Annotated in this window: 21 protein-coding genes and 1 tRNA gene; 10 read left to right on the top strand and 12 right to left on the bottom strand. The window is 70.1% G+C overall.

Annotated features, from left to right (window positions below; genetic code table 11):
• Positions 1-18 precede the first annotated feature (18 nt).
• Positions 19-2181, bottom strand: coding sequence for a primosomal protein N' (locus tag ASC65_RS01325; protein WP_056448400.1), 2163 nt, complete (start codon positions 2179-2181; stop codon positions 19-21).
• 66 nt (positions 2182-2247) lie between these two features.
• Between ASC65_RS01325 and fsa the strand changes: the two genes are divergently transcribed.
• Genes fsa through ASC65_RS01310 form a run of 3 tightly spaced genes read left to right on the top strand, consistent with a single transcriptional unit; the run spans position 2248 to position 4540 of the window.
• Complete coding sequence (fsa, locus tag ASC65_RS01320; protein WP_056448394.1) at positions 2248-2901, top strand: fructose-6-phosphate aldolase; 654 nt, start codon at positions 2248-2250, stop codon at positions 2899-2901.
• A gap of 23 nt (positions 2902-2924) precedes the next feature.
• Positions 2925-3626: a DUF484 family protein gene (locus tag ASC65_RS01315; RefSeq protein ID WP_056448392.1), complete on the top strand. Its 702-nt coding sequence runs from the start codon at positions 2925-2927 to the stop codon at positions 3624-3626.
• Positions 3608-4540 carry a tyrosine recombinase XerC gene (locus tag ASC65_RS01310; protein WP_056448390.1) on the top strand — a complete coding sequence of 311 codons (933 nt, stop codon included), beginning with the start codon at positions 3608-3610 and terminating at the stop codon, positions 4538-4540. The genes ASC65_RS01315 and ASC65_RS01310 overlap by 19 nt, the downstream gene beginning before the upstream one ends.
• A gap of 5 nt (positions 4541-4545) precedes the next feature.
• Here the strand turns inward: ASC65_RS01310 and lpdA are convergent, their stop codons facing one another.
• From lpdA to ASC65_RS01290, 4 genes are all read right to left on the bottom strand, one after another.
• On the bottom strand, positions 4546-5955 hold the full coding sequence (gene lpdA, locus ASC65_RS01305) for a dihydrolipoyl dehydrogenase (protein ID WP_056448388.1): 1410 nt from the start codon (positions 5953-5955) through the stop codon (positions 4546-4548).
• 131 nt (positions 5956-6086) lie between these two features.
• On the bottom strand, positions 6087-6569 hold the full coding sequence (locus ASC65_RS01300; RefSeq protein ID WP_056448385.1) for a hypothetical protein: 483 nt from the start codon (positions 6567-6569) through the stop codon (positions 6087-6089).
• 25 nt (positions 6570-6594) lie between these two features.
• A complete protein-coding gene (locus ASC65_RS01295; protein WP_056448382.1) occupies positions 6595-8478 on the bottom strand; it encodes an ATP-binding protein in 1884 nt (627 codons plus the stop codon).
• A gap of 208 nt (positions 8479-8686) precedes the next feature.
• Positions 8687-10954, bottom strand: coding sequence for a TonB-dependent receptor plug domain-containing protein (locus ASC65_RS01290; RefSeq protein ID WP_056448379.1), 2268 nt, complete (start codon positions 10952-10954; stop codon positions 8687-8689).
• 247 nt (positions 10955-11201) lie between these two features.
• Here ASC65_RS01290 and ASC65_RS01285 point away from each other — a divergent pair, with 247 nt between their 5' ends.
• Positions 11202-12293, top strand: a complete 1092-nt coding sequence (locus ASC65_RS01285; RefSeq protein WP_056448375.1) for a phytase — start codon at positions 11202-11204, stop codon at positions 12291-12293.
• Here ASC65_RS01285 and ASC65_RS01280 read toward each other — a convergent pair.
• From ASC65_RS01280 to ASC65_RS01260, 5 genes are all read right to left on the bottom strand, one after another.
• Positions 12290-12973, bottom strand: a complete 684-nt coding sequence (locus ASC65_RS01280; protein ID WP_056448374.1) for a TMEM175 family protein — start codon at positions 12971-12973, stop codon at positions 12290-12292. The two genes, ASC65_RS01285 and ASC65_RS01280, sit on opposite strands and share 4 nt — an antisense overlap.
• A gap of 58 nt (positions 12974-13031) precedes the next feature.
• On the bottom strand, positions 13032-13631 hold the full coding sequence (locus tag ASC65_RS01275) for a helix-turn-helix transcriptional regulator (protein WP_056448371.1): 600 nt from the start codon (positions 13629-13631) through the stop codon (positions 13032-13034).
• A gap of 102 nt (positions 13632-13733) precedes the next feature.
• Positions 13734-14690: a helix-turn-helix domain-containing protein gene (locus ASC65_RS01270; RefSeq protein ID WP_156459508.1), complete on the bottom strand. Its 957-nt coding sequence runs from the start codon at positions 14688-14690 to the stop codon at positions 13734-13736.
• 242 nt (positions 14691-14932) lie between these two features.
• Positions 14933-15007 (bottom strand) — tRNA-Gly (locus ASC65_RS01265).
• Between the two features lie 88 nt (positions 15008-15095).
• Positions 15096-15878, bottom strand: coding sequence for an SDR family NAD(P)-dependent oxidoreductase (locus ASC65_RS01260; protein WP_056448368.1), 783 nt, complete (start codon positions 15876-15878; stop codon positions 15096-15098).
• A 57-nt stretch (positions 15879-15935) separates the two neighbouring features.
• Here ASC65_RS01260 and ASC65_RS01255 point away from each other — a divergent pair, with 57 nt between their 5' ends.
• Positions 15936-16346 carry a YkvA family protein gene (locus ASC65_RS01255; protein WP_056448366.1) on the top strand — a complete coding sequence of 137 codons (411 nt, stop codon included), beginning with the start codon at positions 15936-15938 and terminating at the stop codon, positions 16344-16346.
• 9 nt (positions 16347-16355) lie between these two features.
• Here the strand turns inward: ASC65_RS01255 and ASC65_RS01250 are convergent, their stop codons facing one another.
• A complete protein-coding gene (locus ASC65_RS01250; protein WP_056448363.1) occupies positions 16356-17357 on the bottom strand; it encodes an NADPH:quinone oxidoreductase family protein in 1002 nt (333 codons plus the stop codon).
• A gap of 140 nt (positions 17358-17497) precedes the next feature.
• Here ASC65_RS01250 and ASC65_RS01245 point away from each other — a divergent pair, with 140 nt between their 5' ends.
• The 3 genes from ASC65_RS01245 to ASC65_RS01235 all read left to right on the top strand — a co-directional run bounded on the left by ASC65_RS01245 (position 17498) and on the right by ASC65_RS01235 (position 20438).
• Entirely contained in the window at positions 17498-18367 is an 870-nt protein-coding gene (locus ASC65_RS01245) for an isoaspartyl peptidase/L-asparaginase family protein (RefSeq protein ID WP_056448360.1), read from the top strand.
• 332 nt (positions 18368-18699) lie between these two features.
• Positions 18700-19230: a hypothetical protein gene (locus tag ASC65_RS01240; protein WP_056448357.1), complete on the top strand. Its 531-nt coding sequence runs from the start codon at positions 18700-18702 to the stop codon at positions 19228-19230.
• A gap of 194 nt (positions 19231-19424) precedes the next feature.
• Positions 19425-20438 carry a sensor histidine kinase gene (locus ASC65_RS01235; RefSeq protein WP_056448355.1) on the top strand — a complete coding sequence of 338 codons (1014 nt, stop codon included), beginning with the start codon at positions 19425-19427 and terminating at the stop codon, positions 20436-20438.
• A gap of 548 nt (positions 20439-20986) precedes the next feature.
• Here the strand turns inward: ASC65_RS01235 and acnA are convergent.
• On the bottom strand, positions 20987-23713 hold the full coding sequence (gene acnA, locus ASC65_RS01230; protein WP_056448352.1) for an aconitate hydratase AcnA: 2727 nt from the start codon (positions 23711-23713) through the stop codon (positions 20987-20989).
• A 204-nt stretch (positions 23714-23917) separates the two neighbouring features.
• Between acnA and ccmA the strand changes: the two genes are divergently transcribed.
• Both ccmA and ccmB read left to right on the top strand, forming a co-directional pair.
• Complete coding sequence (gene ccmA, locus ASC65_RS01225; protein ID WP_056448348.1) at positions 23918-24517, top strand: heme ABC exporter ATP-binding protein CcmA; 600 nt, start codon at positions 23918-23920, stop codon at positions 24515-24517.
• Positions 24514-25179 carry a heme exporter protein CcmB gene (gene ccmB, locus ASC65_RS01220; protein ID WP_056448345.1) on the top strand — a complete coding sequence of 222 codons (666 nt, stop codon included), beginning with the start codon at positions 24514-24516 and terminating at the stop codon, positions 25177-25179. Before ccmA ends, ccmB begins: the two co-directional genes overlap by 4 nt.
• Positions 25180-25316: the final 137 nt, after the last annotated feature.

The following is a 25316-nucleotide window of genomic DNA, read 5'->3' as shown; positions in this document are numbered from 1 at the left end:
CCGCTCGCGCCCCAAGCCCTACAGGAAGCTGTACGGATCCACGTCCACCGTCAGGCGGACGCTGGCCGGGACCTTCACCCGCGTGAGCCACGCCCGCAGGAAGCCCTGCAGGTCCACGTCGCGGTCGGCGCGGACCAGCAGCCGCTTGCGACGGCGGCCGCGCACCAGGGCCAAGGGGGCGTCGGCGGGGCCATAGACCTCCAGCCGCTCGGCGTTGGGAATCGACTCGGCTAGCTCGCGGGCGACCTTGTCGACGGCCATGGCGTTCTCGCTCGACAGGATGATCGCCGCCAGCCGGCCGTAGGGCGGCAAGGCCGCGGCCTCGCGCTCGGCCATCTCGGCCTCGACGAAGGCGTCGCGGTCGCCCGCCGCCAGGGCCATCAGCACCGGGTGCTCGGGCGTCCAGGTCTGCAGCAGGGCGCGGCCCGGCTTGTCGGCCCGGCCGGCCCGGCCGGTGGCCTGGGTCAGCAGCTGGAACGTGCGTTCGGCGGCCCTGAGGTCGCCGCCGCGCAGGCCGAGGTCGGCGTCGACCACTCCGACCAGGGTCAGGCGCGGGAAGTTGTGGCCCTTGGCCGCCGCCTGGGTGGCCACGAGGATGTCGATCTCGCCCGCCGCCATGGACTCGATCAGGGCCCGGGCCGACTTGCCGTCCGGCACGGTGTCCGAGCTGAAGACGGCCGTGCGCGCCTCGGGGAACAGGCGGCGGACCTCCTCCTCGACGCGTTCGACCCCGGGACCGACCGAGACCAGGCTGTCCTCGGCGCCGCAGCTCGGACAGGCCTTGGGCTTGACCATGGAGTAGCCGGTCAGGTGGCAGACCAGCCGGCCGGTGTAGCGGTGCTCGACCAGCCAGCTGTCGGTGTCGGGCGCGGTCATGCGGTGACCGCAGGCGCGGCACAGCACGACGGGCGCGTAGCCGCGGCGATTGAGGAACAGCAGGGTCTGTTCGCCCTTCAGCAGGGTCTCGCCGATCGCCTCGCGCAACGGCTGGGACAGCCAGGTCTGCGGATCGGGCGGGCTCTGGCGCAGGTCCAGCAGCGCGACGTCGGGCAGCACCGCCGCACCGTGGCGGGCGCCGAGCTTGAGCCAGCGGTAGCGGCCCTGGCGGGCGTTCCAGAAGGTCTCCAGCGACGGCGTGGCCGAGGCCAGGACCACGGTCGCCTCCTCAATGCGGGCCCTGGCCACCGCCAGGTCGCGGCCGTGATAGACCAGCCCCTCCTCCTGCTTGAACGAGCCGTCGTGCTCCTCGTCGACGACGATCAGGCGCAGGTTGGCGTAGGGCAGGAACAGGGCCGAGCGGGCGCCGACCACGATGTTGCAGCGCCCGGCCTGGACCGCCTCCCAGACCTGGCGGCGGCGCGGCGGGGCGACGCCCGAGTGCCACTCGGCCGGGGCGGTCCCGAAGCGGGCGGCGATGCGCTCGATCACCGCCTGGGTAAGGGCGATCTCGGGCAGCAGGATCAGGACCTGGGCCGAAGGGTCGGCGCGCAGCGCCCGCGCCGCCGCCTCCAGATAGGCCTCGGTCTTGCCCGAGCCGGTCACCCCATCGAGCAGAAAGGGGACGAAGCCGCCGCCCGCCACGGCCTGGCCGATGGCCTCGGCGGCGGCGGCCTGGTCGGGATTGAGGGTCGCGGGGGCGTGGTCGGGGTTCGGCGGATCAAAGGCGGCGATCGCCTCGATCTCGATCGTCTCCAGCACCCCCTCGTCGAGCAGGCCCTTGACCACGCCCGAGGAGACGCCGGCCGCACGGGCCAGATCGGGACCTGGCATGGAGCGTTGGCCCAAGGCCTCCAGCACCGCCGTGCGCGCCGCCGTCGGCCGGGCCGGGCTGTTGTCTCCGACACGCCGCACGCGTCGCTCGGGCCGGGGTCGAGGCGCACGCAGGCCCTTTAGGGCGGCCGACGCCATTTCTCCGGGCGCGCTCAGCGTCCAGCGGGCGGCCCATTCGACGAAGTCGACGGTTCGCCCGGGCAGGCGCGGATCGTCGAGCACATGGTCGATGGACTTCAGCCGCCGGTTCGAGCCCGTGGTCTCGCGCGCCTCGGCGACGATGCCGCGGATCAGCCGTGGCCCCAGAGGCACGGCCACCTGGTCGCCGCGGGCCACATCGAAGCCCTCCGGCACCTCGTAGTCGAAGGCTTCAGGCACCGGCAGGGGGATGAGGACGGAGGCGACCTTCACGCCCGCCCTCCGCGCTTACGTATCGTGTCTCGCCATTTCGGCCCGAGATCGCTAAAGAGCCCGCCCATGAAACTCTTCCTCGACACCGCCGACGTCGCCGTCATCAAGGACATGGTCCCCACCGGTATGGTGGACGGCGTCACCACCAATCCCACGCTGATCGCCAAGTCCGGTCGCAACATCGCCGAGGTCATCGCCGAGATTTGCGCGCTCGTCGAGGGCCCGATCTCCGCCGAGGCCGTGGCGACCGATTTCGAGACCATGGTCAAGGAAGGCGACAAGCTCGCCGCCATCGCTCCGAACGTGGTCGTGAAGCTGCCCCTGACCTGGGACGGCCTGCGCGCCACGCGCGTCTTCGCCGACAAGGGCATCAAGACCAACGTCACCCTGTGCTTCTCGGCCGCCCAGGCCATGCTGGCCGCCAAGGCCGGCGCGACCTTCGTGTCGCCCTTCGTGGGCCGCCTCGAGGACAACGGCGCCGACGGCATCGCCCTGCTGGAAGACATCCGCAACCTGTTCGACATCCACGACTTCTCGACCGAAGTCCTGGCCGCCAGCCTGCGCAACGCCGGCCACGTGTCGGCCGCGGCCCTCGCCGGCGCTGACGCCGCCACCCTGCCCGCCGAGACTTTCAAGGCCATGATCAAGCACCCGTTAACCGACAAGGGGCTTGATGCCTTCCTGGCGGACTGGGGAAAAACCGGTCAGTCGATCCTGTAACCACCGCCTCGGGGAGAGGTCTCGTGAGCGTTTCGCCTGACCTCTCGTCCAAGCCCGAGGAGCCGCACTGGCCCGAGATCCGGGCCTGGCTGCAGGCCAACCCGCAGACCCTGCTCGACGACCGCTCCCTGCTCGAAGAGATCGGCCTCAAGCCGCATGGCCGCAACGTCGTCGAATTCGGCCGCGCCGCCTTGACCCGGCTGGAAGAAGCCGCCGAGCGCGAGGCCGACGCCCGCAAGCGCATCGAGGCCGTCGCCCGCGCCAATTTCGCCGCCCAGACCCAGACTCACGTCGCCGCCCTCGACCTGATGGAGGCGCGCAGCCCGTCCGACCTGGCCCGTCGCCTTGATGCGGCGGCGCAAGGGCGCTTCGGCCTGGCCGGCGCGGCCATCGCGCTGGAGAAGCCCGGCGGCGTGCCGTTCGGCTGGCGCGCGCTGGAGGCCGGCGGGGTCGACAAGCTGCTCGGCGAACACGGCCTGACCTGGCTGGGCGCGAACTTCGCTGGCCTGGATCTGTTCGGCGCCGCCGAGGACGAGGTGAAGTCGGTCGCTTTGATCCGCATGGCTCCGCAGTTCCCCGGCGCCGAGCCGGGCTCCCGCCACGCCATCTGCGCCTTCGGCTCGCCCGAGGAGGACGGTTTCACCCCGACCATGGGCTGCGAACTGGTCGCCTTCATCGCCCGGGTGGTCGAAAGGACCGCCGAACGATGGCCGATTCTCAACTAACGACCGCGGATCAGGCGCTCAGCGCCTGGCTGGAGCATCTCGCCCACGAGCGTCGGCTGTCGCCGCGCACGCTGGAGGCCTACGGTCATATCGGCCGGCTGTGGCTGGCCTTTCTGCAGAAGCACCGCGGCGGCCCGCCGTCGCTGACGGCGCTGGGCACGGTCACCGCCGCCGAGGTCCGCGCCCACCTGGCCGAGCGCCGATCCGGCGACCATCCGCTCAATGCCCGCTCGATCAGCCAGACCCTGTCGGCGATCCGCACCTTTCACGCCTTCCTCGACCGCCGCTGCGGCGTCGCCACGCCCCAACTGGCGCTCGTGCGCGGGCCGCGGGTCAAGGCCTCGCTGCCCCGGCCGGTGACCGAGGACCAGGCGCGCGGCCTGGTCGCTGAGCCCGAGGCGGACCCGGACCTGGAGCCCTGGGAGGCCGCGCGCGACCGCGCCGTCCTGACCCTGCTCTACGGCTGCGGCCTGCGGATTTCGGAAGGCCTCTCGCTGCTCCGCTCGGACGCCCCGCTGCCCGAGGCCCTGCGCATCACCGGCAAGGGCGGCAAGACCCGGTTGGCGCCGGTGTTGCCCGCCGTGCGCGAGGCGGTGGACGCCTATCTGGCGCTGCAGCCCTTCCCGCTGGAGCCCGACGACGCTCTGTTCCGCGCCCGGCGCGGCGGGGCGCTGAGTCCCCGCCAGGTGCAGGCGACGGTGCAGCGGCTGCGCGGCCGGCTCGGGCTGCCGGACAGCGCCACGCCCCACGCCCTGCGCCACAGCTTCGCCACCCATCTGCTGGGGGCCGGCGCCGACCTGCGCTCGATCCAGGAGCTGCTCGGCCACGCCAGCCTGTCGACGACGCAGAAATACACCGCCGTCGACGCCGAGCGCCTGCTGCAGGCTTATTCAGCGGCGCATCCGCGCGCCTAGGCCTGTCAGGCCTGCATCGTCCAGCCGTCGACGCCCATGGCCGCCTGTTTGACGGCTTCCGACCGGGTCGGGTGCGGGTGGCAGATGCGGGCGATGTCCTCGGCGGCGCCGCCGAAGGCCATGGCCACGCAGGCCTCGCCGATCATCTCACCGGCCTGGGGCCCGAGGATGTGCACGCCCAGGATCTTGTCGGTGGCGGCGTCGGCCAGGACCTTCACGAAGCCCTCGGTCTCGTGGTTGATCTTGGCGCGGCTGTTGGCGGCGAAGGGGAATTTACCCGCCTTGTAGGCGACGCCCTCGGCCTTCAGCTGGTCCTCGGTCTTGCCGACCCAGGCCACTTCCGGGCTGGTGTAGACGACGCTCGGAACCAGGTCGTAGTCGACGTGACCGGCCTTGCCCGCGATCAGCTCGATGACCGCCACGGCGTCTTCCTCGGCCTTGTGCGCCAGCATCGGCCCGTAGGTGGCGTCGCCGATGACCCAGACGCCGCCGGCGTTGGTCTTGAAATGGTCGTTGGTGATGAAGCCGCGCTTGTCCGGCTCGACGCCGACCGTCTCAAGGCCCAGACCGTCCGTGTACGGACGGCGGCCGATGGCGACGAGGACGACATCGCCCTTCAGGGTCTCGGCGGCGCCGCCCGCAGCGGGCTCGACGGTCAGCTCGACGCCATCCTTGCCGGTCTTGGCGGCGGTGACCTTGGCGCCGAGCTTGAAGCTCATGCCCTGTTTGGTCAGGGCGCGCTGGAAGGCCGTGGCGACATCCTTGTCCATGCCCGGGGTGATGCGGTCGAGGAATTCGACGACGGTGACCTCAGCGCCGAGGCGACGCCACACCGAACCCAGCTCCAGGCCGATGATGCCGGCGCCGACGACGATCAGCTTCTTCGGCACAGCCGGCAGCGACAGGGCGCCGGTGGAGTCGACCACCTTGCCGTCCTCGAAGGCGACGCCCGGCAGCGGGGTCGGCTCCGAGCCGGTGGCGATGACGATGTTCTTGGCGGTCAGCGTGGACTTGGAGCCATCGGCGGCGGTGACTTCGACCGCACCGGGACCGGTGATGCGGCCCTTGCCCTTCACCCACTCGACCTTGTTCTTCTTGAACAGGAACTCGATGCCCTTGGTCAGGGCGCCGACGCTGTCGGCCTTCTGGGCCATCATCTGGCCGAGGTTGAGCTTGGGCGCGCCGATCTCGATGCCGAGGGTCGGGAACTCCTTGGTCGCGGCCTCGAACAGCTCCGAGGCGTGCAGCAGGGCCTTGGAGGGCATGCAGCCGACGTTTAGGCAGGTGCCGCCGAGCGTCTCGCGCATCTCGACGCACGCGGCCTTGAGACCCAGTTGGCCGGCGCGGATGGCGGCGTTGTACCCGCCCGGACCGCCGCCGATGATGACGACATCGTAGGAAGCGGCTTGGGCCATGGGATCTCTCGTTTCGTAGACGCTGCGGGGGCGCGGGGAGGCGCGCGGAACCTAGCGACGCGCGGCAGCGCGTCAACCGTCCTTGGCCATATAGGCGCCGGAGGGGTCGGAACCAGCCCGGCGCGAAGCGGTCAGTAGGCCAGTTGTCCGGGGTTGCGGACGCGGCGCGCCCGACGGGCGGCGATCATGACCAGCACCCCGAGCAGGAACAGTCCGCCCAGCACCAGCCAGACCGGATCGATCGGCAGGCTGGACGCGACGTCCGGCGCGGCGAAGGAGGCCGGCCCGGCGCGGGCCGCCTCCGCGTCCCCCGAGGAGTCCAGCGCCAGGCGCAGGGCGGCGTCGGCGAGGAAGCCGAGGAAATAGGCCACGGCGGCCTTCGGATTGCCGGCGCCCAGCAGCAGGGCCGCGATCAAATAGAGGCCGACGGCGGCGGCCCACAGGGCCCAGGACGGCACAAATCCGAACAGCTGTTCAGAGGCGGCCGGAGCCTCGACCGCGCGGGCGGCGAAGGATTCGGGACCCCCGTCCATAAGCGGCGAGATGAGGGGCCAGGCGAGCCAGCCGGCGTAGGCGACGAGCGCCAGGACGAGGATTAGACGCAAGAGTTTCATAGGCAGCCTCCCGAGCCCCCGGGGGTCACTCTACACCGGCCCCGGCGAACATGGGTAGCGGAGACTGTTCAGCTTGCGCGGGCGGGGCGAGGGGCAGGGTGATCGAGACCTCAGCCCCCTCCCCCGGCTCGCTGTCGATCGACAGAATGCCGCCGGACTGGCGCGCGAAGGCGTAGGCCTGCGACAGGCCCAGGCCCGCCGCGCCGTCACGTGTGGTGAAGAACGGCTCCAGCGCGCGGGCGGCGAGGTCGCGATCCATACCGGGGCCGCTGTCGCGGACGCTCAAGCGGACGCCGCCCTCCATCAGGGACTCCAGGCGGACGGCGATCGAGCCTTGGCCGCCGACGGCCTGAACCGCATTAAGGGTCAGAGCCTTGATCGCGCCTTCGAAGGCCACGGGATCCAGGCGTACCGGCGCGACCTCGGCCGGACCTTCGATCATCAGGTCCACGCCCGGACCGGCGAAGCCGCGCAGACGAGCCTCCAGTCCGCGCAGCAGCACGCCGGCGTCGAGAACGCGCAACACGGGCTCGTCGTCGCCATGGGCGAAGGCGGTCAGGCGGCGGGTCAGCATCTCGCCCCGCTGGCCGGCGGCCAGGGCGGCCTGGCCGAGACGGCGCACCCGGCCCGGGTCGTCGGCCTGGCGCAGCATCATGTCCAGGGCCCCGGTCATGACGCCGAGCAGGGCGTTGAAGTCGTGGGCCAGACCGCCGGTCAGGCGGCCGACGCTCTCCATCCGGCGCCCCCCCTGCAATTCGGCCTCGGTCTCGGCCTGGATGCGGGCGGCGACCTCGCGGGCGGCCTCGGCCTCGGCGCGGGCGGCGGCGACCGCGGCCAAGGCGGCGGCGGCTTCGGCGCGGGCGGCTTCGGCCTCGGCGACCAGCGCCTCGTCTGCCCCGGCGGTGGCGATGACGATCGGTTCGAGGGCCTGGGCCGGCTCAGCCGGTTCATTGTCCCCAGGCGAGGCGCGCTCACCGGCCAGCAGCAGGGCGTCGACGCGGCCCTCGGCGTCGCAAAGCGGCACCATCGACCAGCGGATGCCCTCCTCCGCGCCGCGGCGCGAGACGATCGGGTCAGCCTCGCCGGCCGGGGCGGCCAGGCCGGCGCGCAGGGCCTGACGGCCTTCGACCCGTTCGTCCTCGTCGAGGAACAGGTCGGCGAAGTCGCCCTCGGCGCGATCGCGGCCGAGCACCAGCAGGGCCGTGCTGTTGGCCTCGCGGACGACGCCATGGACGTCGACGACGATCAGGGCGCTGGAGGCGGCGTCAAAGACGCGGCGGGTCAGGCCGAAGTCGGCTGGAACCTCAACGGCTGTGGGGACGATGAGCGGCTCGACAGTTGCCACGGCCTCCGAGACCGGAAACTCCGGCGTCATCAGGGCCTCGGTCTCGACAATGGCGGCGGTCGAGCCGGTGATCTGACCCAGCTCGTTCTCGATCGGCATGGCCGTGACCGAGACCAGCATCTTGCGGCGGGCGGCCGGGTTGGCGATCAGGTGCTGGAAGCCGCGCACGGTCTGGCCGCGCAGGGCGCGGGCGCTGGGCAGCAGGTCCGGCGGAACCGGGCGGCCGTCCGGGAAGGTGATGCCCCAGGTGGCCGAGTGGAAGCGCAGGCCGATCAGCTCCGCGTCGCGGCGGCCCAGCAGCTGGTGGGCGGCGCGGTTGGCGAAGACGAACTTGCCCTGCTTGTCGGTCTCGACCAGGGCGACGGGAATGGCGTTGAGGGTTTCGAACAGGCGCTTCTGAGAATCTTCAGCCACGCGCTGGACCATGTCGAGCTGGTCCGACGCGTCGACGTGGCGCGACCGATTGGCGGCGGCGAGCCATAGGCCGATCAGGCCAACGACCCAGCCGACGGCCGCCAAGCCGCCCAGCACCCACACCCAGTTGATCTGGCCCTCGAGAAACATGCGACCCGACTGTCCCGTTCTGGCGCCCGTCGGCGCCGTTCGGGCGATACCTTGCAAACAGCGAACCGGAACCGTCCGGTTTCCCCCCAGGCGCGACTAGAGCGGGCGCCGTCCCTACTGTCCAGCTTTCGAGAACGGAATTCTCCCGAAATGGGAAAGGGCCCGGCGTCGCCGCCGGGCCCTCGGGTTCCATTGCCTGGGTCCGACCCTAGAACACCGCCCGCAGGGTGACCTGGTACAGCACGCCCGAACGTTCGCTCTCCAACTCGTACTCGTCGAGGTCGCCGTTGGCGCGGTTGTCGAGGATCTCTTCGACCGAGTCCCCGTCGTACTTCATGAAGGTCTCGCGCTTCTCCTTATCGAGCAGGTTCTGCGCAGACAGGCGCAGCACGAAGCGGTCGCCGAAGCGCTTCTCGACGAAGGCTTCCAGGTCCTGATCGTATTCGACCTTCACCAGCTCATCGAGACCCGACTCATAGCCCTCGTCGCGGCCATAGAGGCTGGCGCCGAAGCTCATGTCCCAGGCGTTGACGGTGTGGATGAAGCCGAGGTTGTAGACGTTCTGCGGCTGATTGCGGAACGCCCGCTCCTGGCCGGTCCAGGGATCGGTCACCTCGCTGTCCATCCAGGTGTAGTTGAAGAACAGGCCGGTGTCGGGCAGGCCGACCAGGTCCAGCGGGGCGGAGAAGTCGAGTTCGATCCCCCAGGTGGCGCCGTCGCCGATGTTGCGCGGCTCGAACAGGTTGAAGACGTCATCGCCCGGAGCCGGGGTCTCGCCGTCCTCGTTCACTTCCGTGCCGGTGTCGACCAGTTCGATCAGGTCCTCGATCTCGCGATAGAAGACGTTGACCCCGATGACGCCGCGCGCGCCGAGGCGGCGCTCGTAGCCGACGTCGAAGCCGTTGGCCTTCTCGCTCTTGAGCAGCGGGTTGCCGCGCAGGGCGTCCTCGTCGGCCGGCTCTTCGTCGGCGATGTACGGGGCCAGGAAGCTGTAGTCCGGGCGGCGCTGGGTGCGGGCGTAGGAGGCGCGGAACTGGTCGGCGCTGGTCGGACGCCAGGTGAAGTGCAGCGACGGGAACAGCTCGTCCTCGTCGGCCGAGACCGCGCCCAGGTCGCTGGTCACCTCGCGCTCGGTCATCCCGTAGCGCAGGCCGCCGTCGATGGTCAGGTCGCCGAGCTCGGCGGTCAGGCGCACGAACGGCTCCCAGCGGGTCTCCTCGATCGAGAAGATGGCGCCCGGAGCCGGGTCCGGATCGCCGACCGCGTCGTTGTCGATGTCGAACTCCACCTCGGCCCCGTCGCGGGTCTTGGAGAGGAAGTCGACGCCGGTTTTGAAGCTCAGGTTGTCGCGCGCGAAGGTATAGGCGACGCCCGCCTCGTACTCGTCGTCCTGAATGTCCAGCTCGACGTACTCGTCCAGTTCCAGCGGATCGCCCGGGTCGGCGACATGGACAGTGGTGGCGGTCTCGTCGCGGAAGCCCGACCAGCCCAGCTTGAAGTCCAGCGCGCCCGGGCCGGCGTCGAACTTGCCGTCCATGCCCAGAGCGTAGGTCTGCTGGCTGATGCCTTCGTGCTGGATCTCGGTCTCGTCGAGCTCGTCGAACACGCCCGAGCCGTTGTCGACGAAGGTCAGCGAGGTCTCGTCCTCGTCGCGATTGGTGTCGACGGCCAGGCCGTTGAAGCGCAGGCGGCCGTTGTCGAAGCGGACGGTGTATTCGGCGCTGGCCGACAGATCCTCGCCGTCGCGGGTGTCGTCCTGCAGCTCGATGTTGTCGAGGACGCCGCCGTTCTCCGGGAGGTCGTCATAGCGCTCCGAGCGCTTCTCCTTGGGATTGCGGCGGCCCTGGTAGTTGAGGGCCAGCCACAGGCTGGTGTTCTCGGTGTTTCCGGCCCAGGCCAGCGAGCCGGCCCCGCGGACCTCGCCGTCGGCGTTGATCAGGGCGCCGGCGCGGGCGACGCCGCCCTCCAGCTGGGCGCCTTCCTTGAGCACGATGTTGATCGTGCCGGCGACGCCGTCCGACGCCTGGTCGGCGCGCGGGCTGCGGATGATCTCGATACGCTCGACCAGCTCGGCCGGGATGCGGTCGACGAAGAAGCTGCCGTCATCCTCGCCGCCGGGGGCGCGTCGTCCGTTGATGGTGATGTTGGTGTAGCCCGGCGGCAGGCCGCGCATGGACACGCCGTCGAACTCGAGAACGTCCGAGGTGAAGGTCACGCCCGGAACGCGCTTCAGCATCTCGCCGACCGAGACCGGCTCGAAGCGCTGGAAATATTCGAGATCGTAGGCGAGGACCGGATTCTCGTCCGTGGTGCGGTCGCGGAAGACGATCTCGCCGGTGACGACGACGTCCGACAGGGAGGTCGGATCTTCGGCCGCAGGAGCCGAGGCGGCGGCGGCCGGCACGCTCTGGGCGCACACCGATCCGGCGAAGGCGAGCGGCGCGAGCGCGGCGCCGAGCAGCAGCTTGAGTTTCATGGCAGGCATTCCCGATCGTCCGGTCGCCCCCACGGCCTCCGGCTTCAGGCGGCCCAGCTAGGCCGTAGCGACGACGCGCCCGCGACGGTTCGGCGACGCCTGCACGGCGCTTTTCAGAACCCTGTGTGACCGTAGGTTCGCTATCGGACAGAGTTTCACGCAGACGACGCGGAAACGTCATCGAGCCTGCGTTGACCCGTCCGATCCAACATGGCTCTGCGGACCATCAGCTTTGCGGGAGACGCGCATGACGATCCGGACCTTGACCTTCGCGGCCTGCGCGGCGCTGCTCTCGGCTTGCGCCGTACATGAGGTCGACTTCCAGGGCGAAGGCGAGGGCTTCGTCGGCCCCGGGGCGGCGGTGCAGGCCACACTGGAGACGCCCTCGGTCGGCACCGCCGGCGAGGACGCCGCCGACGATCCGGCCATCTGGGCCTCGGCCCGGCCGGTGACCATCCAGGGCGTGTCGACGCCGGGCTTCGTCGCCGGCACGGACAAGAAGGCCGGCCTCTACATCTACGGTCTGGACGGCAAGGTCCTTCAATTCCTGCCGGAAGGGCTGCTCAACAACGTCGACCTGGTCGAAGGCTTTACGGTCGACGGCCGGGCGCAGGTGGTGCTTGGGGCCAGCGATCGGACCCCGGGCAAGACGGGCGTGGCCCTGTATCTCTTCGACCCGGCCGCCAGCGACGCCGGGGTCCGCTCCTGGGGTGCGATCACCACCGACGTGGTCGAGCCCTACGGCTTCTGCTTCGCCCGCGTCGGCGGCGAGACCCACGCCATCCTGGTCGGACACGAGGGCGAGCTGCGTCAGTTCGTGCTGACGGCCGGCACCGACGGCAAGCCGCTGGCGCGCGAGGTTCGCCGCGCCGAGATCGGCTCGATCTCCGAGGGCTGCGCCGCCGACCCCGCCACCGACGCCCTCTACATCGCTGAGGAGAATGTCGGGGTCTGGCGCTACGGCCTGAACCCCGCCTCCGGCGAGGCGCGGAGCCTGGTGCAGCCGATCGCGCGGGACGTGCTGGTCGCCGACGCCGAGGGGCTGACCATCCTTCAGGACGGCGACGCCCGCTATCTGATCGGCTCCAGCCAGGGCGACTCGGCCTTCCCGGTCTGGCGCATAGATGGGGCCGCTCCAGCCTATGTCGGCCGCTTCGTGGTCACGGATGGGGCCGTCGACGGAGTGACCGGCACGGACGGACTGGACGCCCTCGGCGGGCCGGTCGGCGACGCCTTCCCGGAAGGACTGGTGGTCGTCCAGGACGACGTCAACGGCGCCGGCGCCCAGAACTTCAAATACATCGATTGGCGCGATATCCGCCGCGCTCTGGGGCTCTAGGTCGGCAGGCGGGCCGCCCTGCGGCGGTCCAGCAGGGCGAAGGTCCAGATGCCAATGGGGATCAGCCAGTAGGTCACCCCCGGCAGCCAGGGCGCGCTGCGCAGCAGCGGCGTAAGGGCGATCAAGCTCGAGACCAGGGCGGCGCCGAGGGCGATCGCCCAGGTTCGCGCCCACTCCTGGGCCGAGCGGCGGCGATCGGGATCCTCAATGCGCCTGACCGCATGCCGAAACAGCAGGGCGAACAGGGTGGAAAGCACGGCGAAGCCGACGCCGTAGATGAAATAGGTCCAGGCCAGCTGATCCAGGTCGGAGATCAGCCCCTGCCCCGCCAGGGTCTCGCCGGACAGGAAAAAGGCCGCGGTCTCGATCAGCAGCCGCAGCGGGAAGACGAAGACCAGCACCGAAAAGACGATCGCCAGGCTCAGGACGGTGGCGAGCTTGTCGCGCGGCGGCTGCAGCGCCGACCAGGTCCGGTGAGCCAGCCAGAACATCATCAGCAGGGCGAAACCGCCGGCGAAGGCCGGGATGCGTGAGAGGGCGCCAAGCAGCTCGTCGAACGAGCGCAGTGGCTCCCCGCCGGCGATGATCAGCAGGGAGACGGCGAAGGCGAAGGCGGCGTCGACGAAGGCGTCGAGCCGGTGGGCCTCAGCGGTGTGGACTGTCGTCGGCGTAACGGCCATGGCGCGCCCTCCCCGGCCCACCCACCTTGCCGACTCGGGCCGCCCGAGACAACGGCGGTCAGCCGAAGCGGTAGGCGAGCACCTTGGCGAACATCTCCTCGCGGCTGGCCACGCCGAGCTTGAGATAGCTGCGCCGGATGTGGGTCCGCGCGGTTTGAACCGATATTTCCAGGCGGGCCGCCACATCGTCGAGACGGAGGCCGTCGGCGAGCAGGCGGACCACACGCGCTTCCGACGGGGTCAGGCCCGTCCCCGCGGGCAGGTCGGCCCACAGATAGCGGTCAGCGGCGTCCATAGGGTGGAGGGACAGCAGGAAGGCGCGCGGAGCCTGGGGCGGGGCGATCGGCTCGGCCCGGATCAGCCAGCGCCCCTCGGCGGTGCGCAGATGCCAGACCCCCGTCGCCTTCAGCCCGAGAATGAAGGCCAGGAAGGCCTCTTCCTGCGCCCGCTGGGGCAGGATCAGGCGGCCGCTGGTCACATTGAGCCCCCCGGGGCGCGCCGCCAGGGTCAGGGCCGCCGCGTTGATCCAGCAGACGTCCAGGTCTTCGGACACCAGGAGTTCGGCGGTCGAGCCCGTCGCCGCTCGGTGCGAGAAATAGTCGATCGGCTCGGGCCTGACCCCCGCCGATGGAATGAACGGTGCGCGACGCGCCGACATGTCAGGTGCCCCCAAATACTGGGACGCACCGTGACCCGCTCCGGACCGTCACTCCATGACCGTGCGTCCCAGATTTTGCTCTAAGCGTCTCAAGGGAGCGCCTCAGGCCGCCGCGGCGGCTCCGAGCCAGTCGATGACGTCCTGGTGGCGGATCGGACCCGCGGCGCGACCAGTCCGGTCGCTGCGGACCAGGGATTGCGGGGCGACCTCAGCCGGAGAATGGCCGAAGCGCTTGCGGAACAGCCGGCTGAAGTGGGCTTCACTGACGAAGCCGTGGAGCCAGGCGATCTCGGCGATCGTCGGATTTCGGCCGGCGCGCAGGCGAAGGGCCGCGCGCGCGCGATCGAGGCGGCGGTTCTGAATGTGCCGCAGCACGCCGCCGCGCGCCTCGAAGGCGCGATACAGGGTGGTGCGCGACACGCCGGCCGCCCGGGCGATCGACTCGATGGTCAGGTCAGGGTCGAGCAGGCGGGTGTCGATGATCCGACCGGCCTTGTGCAGCACGGTGCGATAAATGGCTGCGGCCTGTTCGGGGGACAGGGGACGGATACGACCGAAGGCGCGCTCGGCGATCAGGAAGGCGGCGGCGATAGCGGCCTCGCCCTCGTCCTGGGTCAGATCGGCGGCGACCTCAGCGAATCTGGCGAGATGGCTGGTCAGCAGGCCGCCAATGGGCGAGCCGCTGATCAGCGACAGGCCATGGATGTCGCCCGACCGCGCCCATTCGGGCGCACGATCGCGCGGAACCATGACATTGATCAGGTCGACCCGCTCCAGGCGTCCGTGGGACGGCCGGGACAGGTCGCGCAGGTGAACGTCGCCGGGCCGACTGCTCACATCGCGTCCGTCGCAGTCAGCGACGAAGCCGCCGAGATCGACGATGAGGCCGATCGCATCCACGTCCGAGCGGCGGATGGTGCCGGGCGTGCGCAGCAGGGACTGGCCGCTCGAACGCCCGCGCCCGACCGTCCCGGCCTCGAACAGGGTGACGCTGGTGCGGTTAAGGAAGGTGCGGCGGGCTTCGGCGTCGACATCGGCGATGTCGTAGAAGTCCGTCATGCTGAGACAGTAGCGCTCGAACGCGTCGGCGTCGGTCGCCGATGACACGTCCCAGGCAAAACTCAGAGGTCGGCGCTCAAGCAACTCGGAGACCCTTCCCGCGCCCCCGGCGGGTGGAGGACCAGATTAGACAAGCGGAACGCGAGCGCAACGCGCCATTCGCGCCGGAGCCGACTTCGCGCTGAAACCGTGGCCCAAACAGCAAAAAGGCCCGGTCCGAAGACCGAGCCCTTTGTTTCGACTGGAGCGGGCGAGGCGATTCGAACGCCCGACCCTCACCTTGGCAAGGTGATGCTCTACCCCTGAGCTACGCCCGCACTCCGTGGGGCGGCGAGGCCGTCCCGTGTCGAGGAGGGGGCGTATAGCGGAGGGTTGCTGACCCTCGCAAGCCCCCCTCTCAAGAATTTAGCGCGGAGCCAGTCGAATGGCGCCGTCGAGGCGGATGCATTCGCCGTTGATGTAGACGTTGCGGGCCAGCTCCAGCACCAGCGAGGCGTAGTCCGCGGGCGTGCCGAGGCGGTTCGGGAAGGGGATCATGGCGGCCAGGGCATCCTGAACCTTCTGGTCCATGCCGGCCATCATCGGCGTCCACATGATGCCGGGCAGGATGGTGTTGATGCGCACGCCTTCCTGGGCGAGGTCGCGGGCGATCGGCAGGGTCATGGCGTAGACGCCGCCCTTGGAGGCCGAATAGGCCGCCTGGCCGATCTGGCCGTCCTGGGCCGCCACCGAGGCGGTGTTGACCACCAGGCCGCGCTCGCCGTCGTCCATGCGGTCCAGGGTGACCATGCCGGCGGCCGACTGCGACAGGACGCGGAAGGTGCCGAAGAGGTTGATGCGCACGGTGCGCTCGAAGGCGGCCATGTCGTGGGCGCGGATCTCGCCGGTGTCCTTCTTGCGGCTGACGGTCTTCTGGCCGGTGGCGATGCCGGCGCAGTTGACGGTCAGGCGCTCCTGGCCGTGGGCGGCGCGGGCCTTGGCGAAGGCGGCGGCCACTTCCTCGTCGGAGGTGACGTCGACCTTGCAGAAGACGCCGCCGATCTCGGCGGCGACGGCCTCGCCCTTCTCCTCGTTCATGTCGAACAGGGCGACCTTGGCGCCCGTGGCCGCAATGGCGCGCGCGGTGCCCTCGCCGAGGCCGGAGGCCCCGCCCGTCACCACCGCTGCGATCGAACCGTCGAGTTTCATGGCCGGAGCCCCTATGTCTGTCGTGAACCTGAGTACGTCGCGGGGGATTTAGCCGCCATGACCGCCAAAGCCAAACGCACCGCCGAGCCGATCCGCCCGGAAGATGTGCTGGACCCCTCGAAGGCGCTCGTGCCCTCGGTCCAGCGGGTCAACGAGGTGCGGGTCAGCCGCGGCTTCTGGCCCAAGATCCGCCGCACCGCCTCCAAGATCCCGTTCGCCGACCAGGTCCTGTCGGTCTGGTTCGCCGCCCGCGACCCCCAGACCCCGACCGCAGCCAAGGGCCTGATGCTGGGCGCGCTGGCCTATTTCGTGCTGCCGGCCGATGCGATCCCGGACATCTTCGCTGGGGTCGGCTTCACCGACGACGCCGCCGTCATCGCGGCCCTGATCGCGACCCTGGGGGCCAACATCAAGCGCCGCCACCGCGAGGCGGCGGAGGCGACGCTGGAGCGGATGCGGGACGACTGAACGTCGTCCCTATTCCGCGATGGTCACCACCACCTTGCCCATGACCGAGCGGTCGCCGAGCGCCTTGATGGCCTCGTGGGCGCGCTCGAGCGGGTAGGTGCGGCTGACGCGCGGCTTGATCTTGCCGTCCTTCCAGAAGGCCAGCAGCTCGCCCATGTTGGCGGCGTGGGCGGCGGGGTCGCGCATGACGGCGGCGCCCCAGAAGACCCCGATCACCGACACCGACTTGAGCAGGGTCAGGTTCAGCGGCAGGGCCGGAATGCCGGCGGGGAAGCCGACCACCAGATAGCGGCCGTTCCAGTCCATCGAGCGCAACGCCGGCTCGCAGTAGTCGCCGCCGACCGCGTCATAGACCACGTCCGGCCCGTCGCGGCCCGAGGCCAGCTTGAGCTCGCCCGACAGCTCCTTCTGGGCCGCCTTGTCCATCTTGCCCGAGGGATAGATCAGGCCGGTGTCGGCCCCGGCCTCCAGGGCGAACTGGACCTTGTCGTTGGTCGAGGCGGCGGCGACGACGCGGGCGCCCATGGCCTTGCCCAGCTCGACGGCGGCGACGCCAACGCCGCCCGCGGCGCCCAGCACCAGCAGGGTCTCGCCGGCCTTCAGCTGCGCCCGGTCCTTCAGCGCGTAGTAGGAGGTGCCATAGGTCATGACGAGGGCCGCGGCGGTCTCGAAATCCATGCCGTCGGGGATCTTCATCACCGAGGCGGCGGGCACGGCCAGCCGTTCGACCATGCCGCCCCAGCCGGGCACCGCAATGACCCGGTCGCCCTTGCGGATGCCGGTGACGCCCTCGCCGACCGCCTCGACCACCCCGGCCACCTCGCCGCCCGGCGAGAAGGGCCGCTGCGGCTTGAACTGGTATTTGTCCTCAATGATCAGGGTGTCGGGGAAATTCACCCCGATGGCCTTCACGTCGATGACCACCTCGCCCTTCTGCGGGCGCGGGTCCAGGACCTCTTCGACGACCAGGGTTTCAGGGCCGCCGGGGGCCTTGGACAGGACTGCGCGCATGACGTTCCTTATCGCCCGCCGGCGCCGCTGCGCCAACCGGGCCGGGTGGGGAGGCGGACGCCCGCCGTGTGGCGCGCGCCGATGGGAGACGCTAATCAGCGCCACGCCCGTTTAAAAGAGGCGATCAGGAGAGACCCCGCATGACCGCCCTCATCCTCCACGGCGGCGCCGGCGCCCGGCGCGAGCGCAACTACGACCGCGAGGTCGTGCACATGCGCGCGGTGGTGGAGGCCATGAAGGTGCGGCTGGACGCCGGCGCCTCGGCGCTGGACGTGGCCGTCGAGGCGGTGGTGCTGCTGGAGGACTCGGGGCTCTACGTGGCCGGGCGCGGCGCCTCGCCGAACCTGGCGGGGGCCTATGAACTGGACGCCAGCCTGATGGACGGCGACGGCCGCCGCCCCGGCGCCGTGGCGGCCCTGCAGGGCTTCCGCAACCCGGTCCGCGCCGCCCGGGCGGTGCTGGACCACACCCCGCACGTGATGCTGGTCGGCGAGGGGGCGGCGGCCTTCTGCGGCGCCCAGGGGCTGGAGCGGATCGAGGACCCCGAGGCCTGGTACACCCGCGCCGGCCAGGGCGAGGACAATCATCCGCCGGGCGTTCTGAGCCACGGCACGGTCGGCTGCTGCGTGCTGGACCGTGACGGGCGGCTGGCGGCGGCGACCTCCACCGCCGGCGTGTTCGGCAAGATGCCGGGACGCGTCGGCGACACCCCCATCCTGGCCGCCGGCACCTGGGCCGACGACCGCATCGCCGCCTCGGGCACCGGCCAGGGCGAATATTTCATGCGCGTCGCCGCCACCGCCCAGGTCAGCTGGCGCGTCGCAGCCGGCCAGTCCCTGGCCGAGGCGACCCAGGGTGTCATCGACGAGATCGGCGGCCTCGGCGGCGACGGCGGCCTGATCGCCCTGGACCGTCACGGCAACATCGCCCAGCCGTTCAACAGCCAGGGCATGAAGCGGGCCTGGCTGACGCCCTCGGGCGAGGTCGGGGTCGAGGTGTTCGGACGCTGAAAAAACAGAGTCTGAAGAGTCTGAATAGTCTGAAGTTCGGGCCGCGAAAAACAGAGTCTGAATCGTCTGAATCGTCTGAATCTCCCGCCTAACCCGCTGAAGACGTTGGAACGCGAGTTCAGACTCTGAGTCTGAATCGGAGTCTGAAACCGTCGGCCGACGCCCTCGATCGCCCGTGCGGACGGCGGGGCTTGAGCTAGCAGACGCCTGCGTCAGGCGCGGACGTGGAGCTTGGCCTTACCGCGAATTAATCCGCCGCCGAACGCGGTTCATCCGGCGTTCACCGACCGGAACGCTTAAGCTTCGCCCAACACATCGAGGGGAAGCCCGCCATGAAATCCGTCCTGACCGCCGCGGCGCTCGCCGTCCTGATGACCACCGCCGCCTGCGCCCCCGTGATCGAGGGCGGTCCGCCGATCGACCTGCCGCCGGGCCTGCAGGAGACCGCCCAGGTCGGGACCATCTGGGTGTCGAGCAACTGGGTGAACGCCGGGGACGACTTCACCGAGACGCTGTCCGACGAGGTGCACGAGGAGCTGAGGACCTGCATGTGGGGCACGGCCCCGATCGATGTCCGCATCCACATCGACGACCTGCAGCGCGCCGACCGCCTGGGCGTGCTGCTCAACGGCGACGGTACGCATACGATGACCGGCACCGTCGAGTTCGTCGATCCGAGCCACGACAACCGCGTCGTCGGCCGCTTCCCGGTATCGGTGGCGACGAGCGCCCAGGGCCGCGTCGGCGGCCTGTTCGGCGACCGCCAGATGATGGTCTCGGAGGAATTCGGCCGGGCGGTGTGCGAGCGGGCCTTCGGGCGCAATCCTCGCGATCCGGGACCGCACAACGCGACGGCGGGGTGAGGCCTGCGGGGCGCCTGCCGCCGGCCCCTTACCGCCTATTCCCGCTTTCGCGGGGATGGGCGGCGGGGGAAGAGCCCATGAGCCAGACCTGACGACGCCAGTCGCCAGATGACAAGCCTCTGTCGTAATCAGACAAGGCGTCCGGCCGATCCGCCCTCTAAGCAAGGTCGCTTTCACGGGGTGGTGCGCGGCTCATGACACGGTTCGAGTTCGTGCGGTCCCGTCTGCTGGCCCCGCCGCCGCCGTTCGTCGCGTCCTTGCCGCTCGCCCTCGCCTTGGTCGTCGTGCCGACGGTCCTGAGGCTGGCCGTCGACAGCGTGGTCACCGGCACGGCGTTCTCCGCCTACTATCCGTTCGTACTGCTTTCGGCCCTGCTGTTCGGCACGCGGACGGCGGTGGTCGTGATGCTGGCGTCCACGCTGGTGGCGAACTTCCTCTTCATGGAGCCGCGCTACATCCTCTTCGCCCATGTCGGCGACACCCTGGGCGCCCTGTCCTTCCTGCTGTCCTCAAGCCTGATCGTGGCCGTCGTCGGCACCCTGAGGGGGGCGGTCGAGCGGGTTCAGGCCGGCGTGCAACGCGAGGCGGAGCTTAACGCGAAGCTGAATCACCTGAATTCGGAGCTTCAGCACCGGGTGAAGAACATGCTGTCCGTCGTGCAGGGGCTGGCGATCCAGACCTTCCGCGGCGACCCCGCGAACAGCGAGGCGGTTCGCCTGTTCAACAGCCGCCTGCACGCCCTGGCGGACGCCCAGGACGTCCTCACCTCCGGCGACTGGGAGCATTGCCGGCTTCCCGATCTCGCGGTCCGGGCGCTGGCTCCGTTCAACGGCGAGGGCGCCGTCGGCATGACCGGACCGGTCTGCGTCCTGCCGGAGGCGTCGTGCGTGCCGCTCGTGCTGGCGCTGCATGAACTGGGCACGAACGCGATCAAATACGGCGCTCTTTCTGCGCTCGGCGGGTCCGTCGATCTCGCGTGGCGGGTCCAGCACGACGAGGGGGCGGGGGGCCAAAGGGTCGTCATGGAATGGTCGGAGGCGGACGGACCGAAGGTCAAGCCGCCGACCCGCCGGGGCCTGGGCTCGCGGCTGCTGCGGCCCCAACGGGGGCTGGATGACGTGGCGCTGGATTTCCGGCCCGAGGGACTCCTCTGCCGGGTGGTCATCGAGGTGCCGGAAACGCTGTCGGCGATGCGCCTTCGCGCGTGACCCAGGCGCTGCGATCGGGCCTATCGTCGGTGCAGGCCTGTGGACCCGGCTCGAGCCCTTGCGCTCGTCACCGCGAAAGCGGGATGAGCGGAAGGAAGGCGGAGCGTGTAGGGGGAAGGGGCAGGTGTCCGGTCTCGACCCTTAGCCGACCTTGCTAAAGTAACGCTTATCCCGGTCAGTCACCGAGAAACGTTCGCCCTTCAATTTTGGTGAACTCGTCCTCGGTAAGCCAGAACATCGCTTCATCATACGACGACGCGGTGTGGACAACCGCCCCGCTCGGCTCTGAAATCTCGAAATGATCTGGCGAGCTTGGATTGCCAGCGAGCACCAAGAGTGATGGCGGGCGCGAACTGTAGTCCCACCACACTTCAAACCAACCACTGCCCATCGGAACCCCCATCGCTGACACCACAAGATAACGAGACAGCGTCCGCTTTCCACCCCTAGCGGACATTCGGTGGGGCCGCTTCCGGGCGAGCCGCAGCAACGGAAAAGGGCCCGCGGATCGCTCCGCGGGCCCTTCGTCGTTCAGCCGGAGCTGAGCCTTATTCCGCGGCGTCCGCGGCCGGGGCGGCGACGCCGCCGGCCAGGTTGCGCAGGACGTAGGGCATGACGCCGCCGGCCTTGAAGTAGTCCAGCTCGGTCTGGTTATCGATGCGGCAGCGGACCGGGAAGCGGGCCATCTTGCCGTCCGACGGGCGGAACAGCTCGACCCACAGGTCCTGACGCGGACGCAGCTTGCCGATGTTGACGTCCGACAGGCCGCGGATGGTGACGATCTCCTCGCCGGTCAGGCCGAGGCGCGTCCAGCCGTCCTGCTTGAACTGCAGCGGAACGACGCCCATGCCGACCAGGTTCGAGCGGTGGATGCGCTCGTAGCTCTCGGCGATGACGGCGCGGACGCCGAGCAGGCGGGTGCCCTTGGCCGCCCAGTCCCGCGACGAGCCGGTGCCGTATTCCTTGCCGGCGAAGACGACCAGCGGACGACCTTCCGACTGGTAGCGCATGGCCGCGTCGTAGATCGACATCGTGTCCTGCGACGGGAAATGCTTGGTGACGCCGCCTTCGATGTCCGGGGTGATCCGGTTGCGGATGCGGATGTTGGCGAAGGTGCCGCGCATCATGACTTCGTGGTGGCCGCGGCGGGCGCCGTAGCTGTTGAAGTCCAGGGCGTCGACGCCGCGGTTGGTCAGGTAGACGCCGGCGGGCGAGGTCTTCTTGATCGAACCGGCCGGGCTGATGTGGTCGGTGGTGATCGAGTCGCCGAAGATGGCCAGGACGCGCGCCTCGACGATGTCGGAGACCGGGGCCGGCTCCATCGTCATGCCCTCGAAGTAGGGCGGGTTGGCCACGTAGGTCGAGGCCTCGTCCCACTCATAGGTCTGGCCGCCTTCGATCTTGATGCCCTGCCAGTGCTTGTCGCCCTTGAAGACGTCGGCGTAGCGCTTGGCGAACATGGCCGGGGTGACGGCCTTCTTCTGGATGTCGCTGATCTCTTTGGAGGTCGGCCACACGTCCTTGAGGAAGACGTCCTTGCCCTTCTTGTCCTGGCCGATCGGATCCTTGGAGATGTCGATCCGCATCGAGCCGGCCAGGGCGTAGGCCACGACCAGCGGCGGCGAGGCCAGGTAGTTGGCCTGAACGTCCGGGTTCACGCGGCCTTCGAAATTGCGGTTGCCCGAGAGCACCGAGGTCGCGACCAGGCCGTTGTCGTTGATCGTCTTCGAGATCGCGTCCGACAGCGGGCCCGAGTTGCCGATGCAGGTGGTGCAGCCGTAGCCGACCAGGTTGAAGCCCAGCGCGTCGAGGTCGGACTGCAGGCCGGCGGCGGTCAGGTAGTCGGTGACGACCTGCGAGCCGGGGGCCAGCGAGGTCTTGACCCACGGCTTGACCTTCAGGCCCAGCTTGATGGCCTTGCGGGCCACCAGGCCGGCGGCGATCAGGACCGACGGGTTGGAGGTGTTGGTGCAGCTGGTGATGGCGGCGATGACGACGTCGCCGTCGCCGAGGTCGAACTTCTCACCCTCGACGGCCACGCGGGCGGCGTCGGTCGGACGGCTGAAGACCTCGGCCAGGGCGGTTTCGAAGGCCGGGGCGGCGGTGGTCAGCTCGACGCGGTCCTGCGGACGCTTCGGACCGGCGATCGACGGCACGACCGTCGAGACATCCAGCTCGAGGACGTCGGTGAAGACCGGGTCTTCCGAGGTCTCGTCGATCCAGAGGCCCTGGGCCTTGGCGTAGGCTTCGACCAGGGCGACGCGCGCCTTGTCGCGGCCGGTGGCGGTCAGGTAGCCGATGGTGGCGGCCGAGACCGGGAAGAAGCCGCAGGTGGCGCCGTATTCCGGGGCCATGTTGGCGATGGTCGCCTGGTCTTCGATGGTCAGGTTGATCACGCCCGGGCCGAAGAACTCGACGAATTTGCCGACGACGCCCTTCTTGCGGAGCATCTGGGTGACGGTCAGCACCAGGTCGGTGGCCGTCGCGCCTTCCGGCAGGGCGCCGGTCAGGCGGAAGCCGATGACTTCCGGGATCAGCATCGGGATCGGCTGGCCGAGCATGGCGGCCTCGGCCTCGATGCCGCCGACGCCCCAGCCCAGGACGGCCAGGCCGTTGATCATGGTGGTGTGGCTGTCGGTGCCGACGACGGTGTCCGGATAGGCGACGGTCGCCTTGCCTTCAGCCACGGTCCAGACGGTCTGGGCCAGGTTCTCGAGGTTGACTTGGTGGCAGATGCCGGTGCCCGGGGGCACGACGCGGAAATTGTTGAAGGCCGAGGAGCCCCAGCGCAGGAAGTTGTAGCGCTCGATGTTGCGCTCGTACTCGCGCTCGACGTTGCGCTCGAAGGCCTTCGGGTCGCCGAAGTGGTCGACCATCACCGAGTGGTCGATGACCAGGTCGACCGGGTTCAGCGGGTTGATCTTGGTCGGGTCGGCGCCGAGGGCCGACATGGCGTCGCGCATGGCGGCCAGGTCGACGACGGCCGGCACGCCGGTGAAGTCCTGCATCAGCACGCGGGCCGGACGGAAGGCGATCTCGTGCTCGACGGCGCCCTTGTTCTCGATCCAGGCGGCGACGGCCTTGAGGTCATCGGCCGAGACGGAGACGCCGTCCTCGTTGCGCAGCAGGTTCTCCAGCAGCACCTTCATCGAGCGCGGCAGACGGGAAATCCCGGTCAGGCCCGCTTCCTCGGCGGCCGGAAGGCTGTAATAGGCGTATTTCTTGCGCCCGACGGAGAGATCGCGCCGGGTGGAAAGGCTGTCGACTGACGGCATGGAGAGGCTTCCTCTGGTTCACGCCGCCCGACAATCCGGTTGCACGCTCGCGCGACTGACGGCGGGGCGCACAGGTCCCCGACGCGCGCGGCGAACGCCTGCTGCGGCGAGCGGGGATATAGCGGTGGTTCCGTCCCCCGTCCATGTACCCGCGTCGGCTGTGGGGGGATTGAGAACGGGTCTCAACTGGGCCGGGCGTAGACCATGCTGAGCGTCGCCGGCCTGACCCTCTCGCGCGGCGAGCGCGTGCTGTTCCGCGACCTCTCCCTAAGCGTCGCCTCAGGCGAGGCCGTGGCCCTCACCGGGGCCAATGGGGCGGGCAAGACGTCGCTGTTGCGGGCGATCGCCGGCTTTATCCGGCCGGACGCCGGGACGATCGAATTCACCGCCGCCGACGCCGCCGAGGCGCGGGCGAAACACCTGCACTGGCTGGGCCATCTGGACGGGCTGAAGGGCGCGCGGCGGGCGAGGGATGAGCTGGCCTTCCAGGCCCGCTGGCATGGGGCCGACGCCACGGGTCTCGCCGCCGCGATCGACGTGCTGGCGCTGGAGCCCCTGCTGGATCTGGAAGTGCGCAAGCTGTCGGCCGGGCAGCGGCGACGGCTGGCCTTCGCCCGGCTGGTGGCGGCGCCGCGGCCGCTGTGGCTGCTCGACGAGCCCTTCGCACCGCTGGACGCCCGCTGGCGCAAGGCGCTGGGCGTGCTGATGCAGGCCCACCTCGACAAGGGCGGCGCCATCCTGGCCGCCGTGCACGATCCCCTGCCGGTGGCGAACCGCGCCGTCGATGTGGGGGGCGGCCGGTGAGCGCCCTGCTGACCCTGTGGCGGCGCGAGCTGGCGCTGGCCTGGTCGGGGGGCGGCGGGCCGTTGCTGGCCTGCGGTTTCTTCCTCTGTTTGACCGTGCTCGTGCCGCTGGCGGCGGGCGGCGATCCGGCGGGGCTCAGGCCGGTGTCCGGGGGCGTCGCCTGGGTGGCCCTGGCGGTGGCCTCGATCCTGTCCCTGGAGCGGTTGTTCGAGCGCGACTTCGAGGACGGGTCGCTGGACTTGCTCACGCTCGGCCCGGTCGCGCTGGAGCTGGTGGTGCTGGCCAAGGCCAAGGCGCAGTGGCTGGCGGTCGGCCTGCCGCTGGCCCTGACCGCGCCGGTGGCGGCGGTGACCCTGGGCCTGCCGTCCGGTCTGGCGCCGCTAGTCGGCTTGTCGGCCCTGCTGGGCGGCCTGGGGTTCGCCCTGACCGGCGCCCTGGGCGCGGCCCTGGCGATCGGCTCGAAGCGCGGCGGCCTGCTGATCGCCGTGGTGGTGCTGCCGCTGTTCATCCCGCCGGTGATCTTCGGCGCCGGGGCGGTGGAGCGGGCCGCCAACGGCCTGTCCCCCCTGCCCGCCCTAGCCTTGCTGGCGGCCTATGTGCTGTTCGCGGCGGTGGTGACGCCTTTCGCGGGCGCTGCCGCGATCCGGAACGCGCAGGGATAGGCCTTCCCCGGCGCAGCCGGGCTTTGAGGCCGGTCGGTTCGTCACGAAGAACACCAAGGGGGCACAAAGAACACGAAGGTCGCGGCGCCTGACTCGGTTTCTTTGTGCCCTTCGTGGGTCCTTTGTGGCCTTCGTGA

Source organism: Brevundimonas sp. Root1279 (assembly GCF_001425945.1).
In the GTDB taxonomy this organism is placed as follows: domain Bacteria; phylum Pseudomonadota; class Alphaproteobacteria; order Caulobacterales; family Caulobacteraceae; genus Brevundimonas.
This window is presented reverse-complemented; position numbering and strand designations above follow the sequence as displayed.